General features: G+C 44.6%; 10 protein-coding genes. 3 read left to right on the plus strand and 7 right to left on the minus strand.

Annotated features, from left to right (window positions below; translation table 11 throughout):
- Positions 1–14 precede the first annotated feature (14 nt).
- On the minus strand, positions 15–1,211 hold the full coding sequence (locus ACFPRA_RS13645; RefSeq protein WP_381435604.1) for an MFS transporter: 1,197 nt from the start codon (positions 1,209–1,211) through the stop codon (positions 15–17).
- Between the two features lie 262 nt (positions 1,212–1,473).
- Between ACFPRA_RS13645 and ACFPRA_RS13650 the strand changes: the two genes are divergently transcribed.
- Entirely contained in the window at positions 1,474–2,484 is a 1,011-nt protein-coding gene (locus tag ACFPRA_RS13650; protein WP_381435608.1) for a metal ABC transporter solute-binding protein, Zn/Mn family, read from the plus strand.
- Between the two features lie 52 nt (positions 2,485–2,536).
- Here ACFPRA_RS13650 and ACFPRA_RS13655 read toward each other — a convergent pair whose 3' ends face one another.
- The 5 genes from ACFPRA_RS13655 to ACFPRA_RS13675 form a co-directional block, all read right to left on the minus strand.
- Entirely contained in the window at positions 2,537–3,985 is a 1,449-nt protein-coding gene (locus tag ACFPRA_RS13655; protein ID WP_381435611.1) for an o-succinylbenzoate--CoA ligase, read from the minus strand.
- An 87-nt stretch (positions 3,986–4,072) separates the two neighbouring features.
- Positions 4,073–4,891 carry a 1,4-dihydroxy-2-naphthoyl-CoA synthase gene (gene menB / locus ACFPRA_RS13660; RefSeq protein ID WP_381435613.1) on the minus strand — a complete coding sequence of 273 codons (819 nt, stop codon included), beginning with the start codon at positions 4,889–4,891 and terminating at the stop codon, positions 4,073–4,075.
- Complete coding sequence (gene menH / locus ACFPRA_RS13665; RefSeq protein ID WP_381435616.1) at positions 4,888–5,733, minus strand: 2-succinyl-6-hydroxy-2,4-cyclohexadiene-1-carboxylate synthase; 846 nt, start codon at positions 5,731–5,733, stop codon at positions 4,888–4,890. The genes menB and menH overlap by 4 nt, the downstream gene beginning before the upstream one ends.
- Complete coding sequence (gene menD / locus ACFPRA_RS13670) at positions 5,726–7,438, minus strand: 2-succinyl-5-enolpyruvyl-6-hydroxy-3-cyclohexene-1-carboxylic-acid synthase (RefSeq protein ID WP_381435618.1); 1,713 nt, start codon at positions 7,436–7,438, stop codon at positions 5,726–5,728. Before menD ends, menH begins: the two co-directional genes overlap by 8 nt.
- Positions 7,431–8,816, minus strand: a complete 1,386-nt coding sequence (locus ACFPRA_RS13675; RefSeq protein WP_381435621.1) for an isochorismate synthase — start codon at positions 8,814–8,816, stop codon at positions 7,431–7,433. The genes menD and ACFPRA_RS13675 overlap by 8 nt, the downstream gene beginning before the upstream one ends.
- 238 nt (positions 8,817–9,054) lie before the next feature.
- Here ACFPRA_RS13675 and ACFPRA_RS13680 point away from each other — a divergent pair, with 238 nt between their 5' ends.
- On the plus strand, positions 9,055–9,966 hold the full coding sequence (locus ACFPRA_RS13680) for a 1,4-dihydroxy-2-naphthoate polyprenyltransferase (RefSeq protein WP_381435623.1): 912 nt from the start codon (positions 9,055–9,057) through the stop codon (positions 9,964–9,966).
- A 471-nt stretch (positions 9,967–10,437) separates the two neighbouring features.
- Positions 10,438–11,178, plus strand: a complete 741-nt coding sequence (locus ACFPRA_RS13685) for a TraR/DksA C4-type zinc finger protein (RefSeq protein WP_381435627.1) — start codon at positions 10,438–10,440, stop codon at positions 11,176–11,178.
- A gap of 45 nt (positions 11,179–11,223) precedes the next feature.
- On the opposite strand, the gene ACFPRA_RS13690 is transcribed toward ACFPRA_RS13685, so the two are convergent.
- The coding region (locus tag ACFPRA_RS13690; protein ID WP_381435656.1) for an IS3 family transposase at positions 11,224–11,350 on the minus strand (127 nt) is incomplete at its 5' end.

Consider the following 11,350-nt stretch of genomic DNA (forward strand, 5'->3'; position numbering starts at 1 on the left):
AATCATTCATTGTCTCACATACTTTTGTTTACATTAGTTATCATCTCATGTGTTCCCTTTCTGCGTTGGATAATCGTTACACCAACCGCGACTACGCCTAATGAACCCGCAAAATAAAAACCTGCATCGATACCGAACTTCGCATTGAAAATGCCCGCAACAAATGGACCCGCAAATATCCCTATTGCATAAAGAGCCTGATAAGCTCCCATCGCTGTCGCCCTTTTCTCCTGAGCAATCGATTCAATTGACATCCCTAATAGTAACGGGAAAATCAGTCCAAGTGCAAAGCCGTTAACACCTTGAACAACTAAAAACAGCCATTTCATTTCGACGAGAGGAGTAACAATGGTTCCCATTGCCGCTAATAGAAAAGCAATTTGCAATGATTTCCACTCCCCCAAAAACGGAACAACATATTTCCCGATAAAGAGCGTCGCAATCGCATGTGGGATCATAAACGCAAGCACGATGAAACTGATATCATTCGTCCGAAGCCCGATATGCAAAGCATATGTAGGGATGAATCCAAATATCGTTGTAAAAATAATACTATGCGCCAAAATCGACAACAAGGAAATTATCAGTAACGAAGGTTCCCGCATAACAGCTACCAGTTCCCTTACTTTCATCGGTTCTTTCGCAATCTTTTCTTTCGGCTCGAAGACAAAAAATGCTATGATGGCACCTATTACGCTGATTACAGCACCTATCCAGAACGGAGCCCGCCACCCCAACTCATTGACAACATAACCGCTAATACTCATCCCCATAAACTGTCCCAGCACAACGATAAACGATATGCTTCCCATGGCACGATGAACTTCTTTGTTTGAAAAATAGGTGGAATACAGGACGGTAAACGTCACCCATGTCGCCGCAGCAATACCTGCAAGTACACGGGCCAAAAGTATCCATCCTAAGCTTTCAGTCATGGAAAAAATCAGGCAGCTAAGTGAACTGATTAACATTCCTGCGATAATGAACGGTTTTCTTACTTTAACAAGATCCGAAAAAATCCCAGTTGGCAACCGGAATATCAATTGCATAAGTCCATAACTCCCTAGAACGATACCGATGAATGTATACTCGCCTCCTAAAAACGCAAGATAAGGAGACAAAACGGGAACGTATATGAAGTGCGGAAACCAAAATAAAAAGGAAACGACTAAAAACATGTTTTTGCCCTTCGTAAAATGGTTGCTTGTCAATTTACCCCACCTATTTCATGAAATCGATTTCATTCATTCTCATAATATATTCTTTAGAAGATAAAGTCTAGTCCCATTAGTAGAAATTTTATTAATCTAAGCGATAATTTTTTTCAACAGAAGATACCGAATGCTCCGCAATGACTTATATCGTAGGAAAATCATTTTCCAGTTGCTAAATGATCGACACTCTTGTATGATAAGAAAGTCAGTTAACTAAATCGTAATGATTACTATTATAGACATAGGAGGTATATTTCTAATGCAGAAAAGATTATACTACATCGCACTCATTGCCATACTACTATTAGCGGCATGCGGCAAAACAAATGAGGCTGAAGTGCCATCAGAAGGCGAGTCTGACGGCCAGGCGCTTTCCGTTTATACGACCGTTTACCCACTTCAATATTTCACGGAACGGATCGGTGGTGAACATGTCGATGTCCAATCCATCTATCCCCCTGGCGCGGATGAACACACATTCGATCCTACACAAAAAGATATGATGGCACTCGCCGATTCCGATTTATTCTTTTATATCGGCTTGGGACTTGAAGGATTTGTAGAGAATGCACAAAAAACATTAAAAGGCGAGCATGTGAATATGATTGCAACTGCGGAAGGTATTTCGGAAGATTTGCTTCAAGAGGGGCATGATAACGAGCACGATGAAGAAACCGAACATGATGAGCATGATAACGAGGCGGCACATGATGAGCATGATGGACACGATCACCATCATGGCGAATTTGATCCACACGTCTGGATTTCACCGGTGCTTAGTATCGAACTGGCGACTTCCATCAAAGATGCTCTAATTGAAGAAATGCCCGACATGAAAGATGATTTCGAGAAAAACTTCCAGCAATTGAATGATGACTTAGTTGAACTCGACAACAAATTTAAAGAGATGGCAAATGCCGCTCCATCCAAAACATTCTTCGTCTCCCATGCGGCATTCGGTTATATTGCTGATGCATATGGTCTTGAACAAATCGCCATTGCAGGGTTGAATTCCCAAAGCGAGCCTTCCCAAAAACAATTGGCCGCTCTTGTCGCACAAGCAAAGGAACTAAATGTAAAATACGTGCTATTTGAACAAAATGTTTCTTCAAAATTAACAGATGTGATCCGAAAAGAAATCGGGGCCGAATCACTTATGCTCCATAATCTTGGTGTTTTAACAGCTGATGATGTTAAAAACAACGAAGACTATATTTCGTTAATGGAGCACAATATTGAAACGTTAAGCAAAGCGTTAGGCAATGAATAATTGAATATAAGCCTGTTCCATTACGCGGAACAGGCTTATTTTTATTTATCTTTTATTGTTGTGCTTCTGTCCATTCCCTCAATTGACGCCTCACCAATTTATTCGCTCCATTGCGCGGTAAGCTTTCGACAAAATAGATTTTCTTCGGAACTTTATAGCGGGCTAGGCGCTCTGCACAATAGTCTGTGAGTTGTGCTGCAGTCACATCATCCGAGATGACAACGAATGCCACCGGTACAGTTCCCCACTTAGCGTCCTCCTTGCCGCAAACGCCAACCTCCCTGACGCTTGGATGCCCGGCAAGTACATTTTCTATTTCTGCTGGATAAATATTTTCCCCGCCTGAAATAATCAAGTCAGATCTTCTATCTACGATGAACAAATAGCCTTCTGCATCCAAATAGCCTAGATCGCCTGTCGGGAACCAGCCCTCTTCAAAAGGATTCGTTTTTTGAAACCTTCCGATATAGCCTGGCGTAATGTGTGGGCCGCGAAGGAGCACTTCCCCGATTTCTCCCGACTTTTGACTATTTTTAATTTTAATTTGATTGAAAAATAATGGCTTTCCTGCAGAGCCCATCTTCCTGATGGCGTCTTCCGCTGAAAGTGTAGCTGTTTGTGAACTCGTTTCCGTCATGCCGTACGTTTGCAAAACAGGCATTTTGCGTTCGTTCGCCCGTTCCAAATAACCTACGGGTACAGGGCCCCCACCCGCCAATATCGCTTTGAATGAAGGATGAGCAACTGCAGCGTCTTTTTCCAATTCATGCAATGTTTTCTCCAGCATCAGTGAAACAGCAGACATATACGTAACTGAACCAGTGCGAATTTCTTCGGCTGCAGCAACTGCATCGAATTTATCATAGAGCTTCACTTCTACGCCATAGAGAACGGAACGAGCAAGGATGGAATAACCGCTAATATGGAATAACGGCATGAAACAAAGCCAAACGTCATCGTCAGAAAGTCCAAGATTCAGAACGGAGGCAAGTGCACTGGAAACGTGATTGCCAACAGTCTGGCGCACTCCTTTTGGAAAACCAGTCGTCCCCGACGTATACATGATAGTAATTGTTCTGTTAGAATCCCATATCTCTTGAATCTGAAACGACTGTTCATCGGATTGGCGGATTGTTGAAAATGGAAGTTGACGTGTAGAGGAGTTGGATATGAGATGCTGTAACTCATCTGCCACAATGACGGCAACTGCATCTGAATCATCAAGCTGCCAGTCAAGTTCTTTTGGCGTGAGGCGACTATTCAACATGACAATTTCCAGTCCAGCAAGCATACAGGCATGAATGATCAAGACCATCTCTGCATTGGAGAAGCCGAGTAGTGCAACCCGCTCGCCTTCGTTCAATTCGTTCGCTTTCAATTTCCGGGCAAGGGTCATTGCTTGATCTTTTAACTGCTCAAATGTCCAAGTTTCACCATTGAAAGATAATGCTTTTTTATCAGGCGTCAAATGCGCCCGCTGTATTAACCAATTTGGAATCATTTTTTCACCTTCCATTGAGAAAAAGCTGCCCATGAAAAGGCAGCTTTCTATCTAGCTATTCGATGACAAATATCAACATTTCTTTTATCAAGGGAAACGTGGGAATTGTCCGAAGTCCGGTTTGCGTTTCTCCTTGAATGCATCGCGTCCTTCTTTTGCTTCGTCCGTTGTGTAATAGAGAAGCGTTGCGTCTCCAGCCAATTGCTGAAGTCCTGCAAGACCGTCTGTGTCAGCGTTCATTGCCGCTTTTAGGAAGCGAAGTGCTGTCGGGCTCTTTTCAAGCATCTCTTCACACCATTGAACCGTTTCATCTTCCAACTGCTCGTACGGTACGACTGTATTGACAAGTCCCATATCCAATGCTTGCTGTGCATCGTACTGACGACATAGATACCAGATTTCACGCGCTTTCTTATGGCCGATGATACGGGCCAGATACCCTGAACCATAACCAGCGTCAAACGAACCTACTTTCGGTCCAGTTTGTCCAAATCTAGCATTATCTGCGGCAATCGTCAAATCGCAGACGACATGTAGAACATGTCCGCCACCGATTGCATATCCTGCAACCATCGCCACAACCGGCTTTGGAATTACCCGGATCAAACGCTGTAAATCAAGAACGTTCAGACGTGGAATCTCATCGTCCCCAACGTAACCGCCATGTCCGCGTACAGATTGGTCCCCACCTGAACAAAATGCATCCTTGCCTTCACCAGTCAGAATGATAACACCGATACTCTCATCATCACGGGCACGTGAAAATGCATCAATCAACTCCGCTGTCGTTTTCGGGCGGAATGCATTGCGCACTTCCGGACGGTTGATCGTCACTTTCGCGATTCCGTTGTACTTTTCGTACTTAATATCCTCGTATGTACGTATTGTTTCCCATTGACGTGTCATACTGCCCCTCCTCCATTTTTCGTTTGTAATAAATGTTCACTTATCATTGTAGCAAATACATCCGGTTTTTCCACGTGAATTGCATGTCCCGCATCCGGGATCGTTTCATGTCGGACAGTAGGGAAATACTCTCCCATTTCCCGGGAAATATTTATGAATTTCGCGTCATACTCCCCCGTTAGGAGCATTACAGGCATATGGACGGTTCCAAGTCCCGACCAATAGGATGGTTGACTCCCGGTCCCGATGCCGCGCAAACTATTGGCAAGCCCTGTTGCACGTTGTCCGAGACGCTCCTGTCGAATTGTTTGTCGTACTTCAACCGACAATCGTTTCTGGGTGTGGAACAAAGGGATGTTCTCCCAAAAATCAACAAAAGCAGGCAAGCCATCCGTCTCCAGTTTTTCCGCCAACCGTTGATCCGCCTGACGACGCTCCACTCTTTCGTTTTCCGTTTTCAGGCCCGGTGAAGCGCTCTCCAGTATTAAAGATGAAACCCGTCCTGGATAAAGAATGGAGTAAGCTAAGGCAATGCGGCCTCCCATTGAATAGCCGATCAGCACGAACGATCGAAGCCCGAGATGATCGAAAAGAGCCTCCAGATCCTTGACTTGTTGGTCCATTGCATACCGCTCTGTTTCCACAGGAGCTGTTGTTTTCCCATGTCCCGTCAAGTCGATTGCCACAGTTCGGGCAACACCTGTCAAGCGCTTTGACACTTCGTTCCATGTAGCAGTGCTGCCTGTAAAGCCATGTAACAAGACAACCGTAGGCAAGTGATCTTCCCCGCGGATCGCTACATGGATATCGATTCCCCGAATAGAAATGAACTGTTCACTCATCCCCTTCAAGCCTTTCCGTAATTTGTTGCCATAAATCACGATGCGCCTTCACATTCATTTGCCGATTGGTGAACACTTCAATCATTCGAAGCGGTCTATTTTTTGGTTTGGCAAGCTCTGTCTGAAACGCTTCAGAAGTGGTGACCGCAGCGTATTGCGCATCGTACATCGCCGCGATATGTTCGAAAGTGAGACCGGTTGGTGTACCGAATAACTCCTCAAAATGTTCCGGCACCGTCGATTGTGGCAAATAGGAAAAAATGCCTCCACCATCATTATTCACAATGATAATCGTCAAATCCATTTCATGAAAACGGGTGGCGATCAAACCGTTAACATCATGTAAAAATGACAAATCGCCAATCAACAACCAAGCCGGACGCTTCCTAGCCGCCTGAATGCCTAATGCAGTCGACACGACACCATCGATGCCATTTGTTCCACGGTTTGCAAAGTGTGTAATATCTTTCTCTGTTTTCCTAAAAAAGGTATCCACATCTCGGATCGGCATGCTGCTGCCGCTAATAAGATCGACACCATCTGGCAAATGCTCAAACAACAATTTGGCGATGATCCCTTCATCTCCCGGGACACCTTCATAATTGGCCGTCACTTCGGATGCCAGCTCATTTGCTCTCACCCATAGTTCCGTGTAAGCCGTGCGAGACTGATTGACAACTAGTTGGAAAAGTGACGTCGGTGAAGCTTGGATATGGTGCGTGACAATCCCAAGTGAATCGCGGAATTCAGGAGATTCGTCAACCGCAATGACAACTGACGGCTTCACTTTTTTCAGGAATAGCGATAACGGCTTCGCAACAGGCTGTGCACCCAATCGAAGAACTGTCGTCGGAACCGCCTTTTCCTTAAACACTTCACTTTTCAATATCGCATCATAATGATCAATGCAAAGGGCGTGGACGTTTTCAGGCACTTCTGAACGCAAATTGGATAACGGATCACATAATACTGGCCATTGCAAAGCGTCTGCGAAGTCCCAGAATGCTTTTTTATCCATGTCGTGCGGCCAGTCACCGACAATAAGCATGCCCCGTTCAGCCTCTTCAAGAAGGGCTGTCACTTGTCTGGCGGCGGTTGTGTCGAGCATCGCTTCGCCAGCAATCCGCTCGCTGAAAGTCGAATCTGGAACCGGCCGATCGAAATCGATGAGAAGCGGCTCTCGGAAAGGGACATTCAGATGGACTGGTCCCCACGGTGCTGTCAATGCGACGGATAGAGCACGATTAATATGCCGATCGATAAAATCATCAATATCAGGATTACGTTCGGCAAGTGGAAAGTCGATGCTATATTTTACATGTTGGCCAAACATTCTGATCTGATCAATTGCCTGCGGTGCTCCGACTTCTCGTAACTCATGCGGTCGGTCTGCCGTAATAACAATGAGCGGTATACGCGCATAATATGCCTCCGTAATCGCCGGGTGATAATTCGAGGCAGCTGTACCCGATGTACAGAGAAGGACGACCGGTTCCCTTGATGCCTTTGCCAATCCGAGCGCAAAATACCCAGCAGAACGTTCATCGATCTGCATATAGACCTTCAGGTTGTCCGTGGAAGCAAATGCATAAGCAAGCGGCGTCGAGCGTGAACCGGGGCTGATCACAACCGATTTCACTCCTGCCTGCATCAATGCGCCCGTCATCCGACGGACATAATCCGTCAATACGATCCGGTTATCCATTTAACTTTCCTCCAAGCGCCCGTAGAACAGGTCTGAATTTCACCCAAGTTTCTTCGTATTCCTTGTCTGGCTCAGAATCTGCTACGATTCCTCCGCCCGCATATAAATATGCCTCATTGTTCTGTAACAATGCGGAGCGGATGGCAACTGCAAATTCACCGTTTCCGGCTGTATCCGTCCAACCGATCGGTGCTGCATAATAACCTCTGTCCATCCCCTCTTCCTGCCGAATTATCTCCAACGAGACGTCCGTCGGAACACCTCCAAGTGCCGGTGTCGGATGAAGGGCCTCGACCAAACTGAAAATATCGATCCCTTGCACAAGTCGTCCTTCCACTGGTGTAAATAAATGCTGGATATCCCGGATTTTCATCAATTTCGGCATTTTAGGAATCGAAATATCGGTGCAATACGTTTCAAAGACATGTGAAATCATGTTGACGACATATTGATGCTCTTCCCGATTTTTACGATCCTCCAATAATTCTTCTCCTAACAGGCGATCTTCCGTTGCCGTTTTCCCACGTCTAATGGATCCGGCAACACATGCCGAATAGGCCCGCCCATTCTCAATCTCGACCAAACGTTCCGGCGTCGCGCCAAAAAACAGAGAATCTTCCTTTTGCATTCCGAAATGATAACTTTCCTGCTGTTCGTTAGAAATATGATGGAGCGCAGTAACAGCAGTTACCTCATTTTCAAAATGCAACTTGACCGAACGTGCGATGACGACTTTCTCCGCTTCACCCGCATTGATCTTTTTCGTGACATCTGCCACCGTATCATAATAATGTTCTTTCTCAAGCTCCTCGACTGATAAGACTTCCGGCTTCGCCATCGGGCCAAACTCTTCGACTTGTGCAATATGAATCAGTCGATCGCGCTCATCCCGTAACCGATCGAACTCCTCCACCGCATTGCCGCTTTCCGTAATATAATTGATCGAAATCGATGTTTTCCCATTTTTTATCATCAATTGGAAAGAAGGAACTACAAAATGCGCAGAAGGAAAATTACTCCACTCGGATTCAGTTCTATTTTCCGGATCGAAAGAAAACCCTCCAAAAAGAACAGGCTCCATATCCTTTTCTTCTTTGATAAGCGCTACACGCAATTTGTTCCACTCTGTAGATATATGTGCAAAGCGATTTTTTCTACCATTGCTGGTCAAAACAGTAGCATGTCCGAGTCCGACGAGCGTCAATGTTTTATCGGCGTTTTGCCAATAGAAACGCTCGTTTTTATAACAAGAATCCCCTGCTTCAAAAAAGGCCAGTGGCGAAATTCGACCCGCATCGATTGTTTCTGTGAAAAACCGCAATGTATCTTGATTCAATTTCAATTGTGATTCACGGGTAGTTGTTAACTTCCGATTCATCATGTTCCCTCCGTACATTCTTCGACTGATTTAAAGATCATACCTCTATTCTATCACACCCATCAGACAATGTACCTGTATAAGAAATGGACCGAGTTTCAAAATCTCCCTTTCCTTTCAGGGCACGACCTCTCAAATGCATCAATTTCAACTAGTGAGTTAAGTACGCCATATACCCACATTGCTGATTTTGGAGTACAATAGATACGGTCAATAAAATGATAGGGAGAGAAAAATTTTGCAACAAACAATAAAAGCTGATAAAGATTGGCGGATTTGGTGGCAATTAACACGTCCCCACACGCTTACGGCTGCCTTTGCACCTGTATTTCTTGGAACGATGATTGCGTTAACATATGGAAGCTTGCATTTTCCGCTCTTCTTCGCAATGCTGATAGCAAGTATCTTGATTCAAATGGCGACAAATATGTTTAATGAATACTACGACTTTAAAAGAGGGCTCGATACCGAAGACTCCATAGGCATCGGCGGGACAATTGTACGGCATGGTGTTAAGCCGAAAGTTATATTGAATCTAGCCTTATTGCTATACGGTATTTCCGTGCTCATCGGGATTTACATTTGTATGGAAACGTCATGGATGCTTGCACTCGTTGGCGGTGTTTCCATGATGATTGGTTACTTCTATACAGGCGGACCGTACCCGATCGCCTATACGCCTTTCGGAGAGTTATTCTCCGGTGTAGTCATGGGGATGCTTCTGATCCTTATCGCGTTTTATATTCAAACAGGCACAGTGACGATCCACGCCGTCTTGCTATCCATTCCGAGTATGATACTTGTTGCTGCAATCATGCTGGCAAATAACATCCGGGATGTGGAGGAAGACACGATAGGTGGCCGGAAAACACTGACCATCCTCGTCGGTCGAACGCATGCCGTTACGATTTTAACACTGTTTTTTGTGATTTCTTATGGTTGGATCATTGCGCTCGTCCTATTTGGACAATTAACACCATGGGCATTACTCATATTGCTCAGCGTTAAAAAACCAATTCAAGCGGTCTCCACTTTCCGCAAGCATGTTCTTCCATTACAAGTGGCGCCCGCGATGAAAAACACTGCAATCACCAATACACTATTCGGTTTATTGCTCGGCATAGGTATATTAATCGGTCATTTATTTTAATAAACCATTCCGCCCAAGACATCTGCTCTCGCCAGTGTCTTGGGCTTTTTGCATCAATCACGCCTTGGCGTGATTGCGTCCAGATTTTGAATTGCGAATCGAACAGCAAAGGGTTCGATTTGCCGTATTTCTGCGTTTTTTGCAGAAATTAAGGCACCTAGATTAACGCAATTGACTCCTTTCAAAATCTGTGACATCCGCCGGAGGCTTCATTTTCGTTCAGCAGGCGTTTGAACAACCGCTAAACAGTAAGTCAAAATGCATTCATCTCACCACCTATGGAGGTGGCAGACTTCTGTAGCTGACGCTTCGCTTTCAGTACAAAAAACATTTGCTGAATGAAGATGAAATGTTTAAATAAGACAAGAAGAAGGAAAACAACGAAAGAGAATCGCGAAATCATCTAGGCCGTATTCAAGAGGCACTTGGATGAGCATACTACATGTATTATAAAAAAGGACGTGACTAACGTTGTTAACTGATAAGCAGAAATCCTCTCTTAAAAGCGAACTTCTTTCGATGAAAAAACAATTGCTAAAGACCGAAAAGGAAACAGATATTAAAGATAGTGCGCAGGATGGTGTCGGTGAATTATCCATGTATGACAATCATCCAGGTGATATGGGCACAGAACTGTTTGAGCGTGAAAAAGACATCGCTTTAAATGTCCATGCAGGTTCTGAATTGGAAAAGGTCGAGGACGCCTTACAAGCGATGGCGGAAGGGTCATACGGGATATGTGAGGTTTGCCAGAAAGACATCCCTTTTGAACGGCTTGAAGCGATTCCCTATACGACTCTTTGTATAGAGCATACACCTGAACGTCAAATACCAGATGATCGTCCTGTTGAAGAGGATATCCTGATCATGGCCGAACCGAACACGTTTGCGAATCGTAGAGCGGGAGCAAACCGTGATGGTGAAGATAGCTTCCAGGAAATCGCAAAATCCGGAACCTCGGAGACACCATCAGATTTCGTTGGAGATCGTGATGATTACAATTCTTTATATGACAGTGAACTTGAAGATGGCGCAACCGAAGAAATCGAAGAATTCACAGGTACGGATATCAATGGCCGCTCCCGTGGTTTTGTCCGATCAGCTGCATCTGAACAATACGAAGCAAATTTGGATGCTGAAGATATGGAATCTCCTTTGGGCGATATCCCTTACCATAAAACCGATAATTATGTTCAGGATCGGAAACAATAAATGCACACCATAGGTGATCTGACCCAATAAAGTTAGACAAATATTTTAGGCAGCTTCTAAGATCTGAGTTCGGTATTCTACCGGACTCAGGTCTTTTAATTTTGCCTTCATTCTTTTGTGATTGTAGTACTCAATATACTCTTTTAATTCTCTTTCAAAGTGTGCCATACTT

Origin of the sequence: Sporosarcina soli (assembly GCF_042655805.1) — a bacterium.
Classification (GTDB): Bacteria; Bacillota; Bacilli; order Bacillales_A; family Planococcaceae; genus Sporosarcina; species Sporosarcina soli.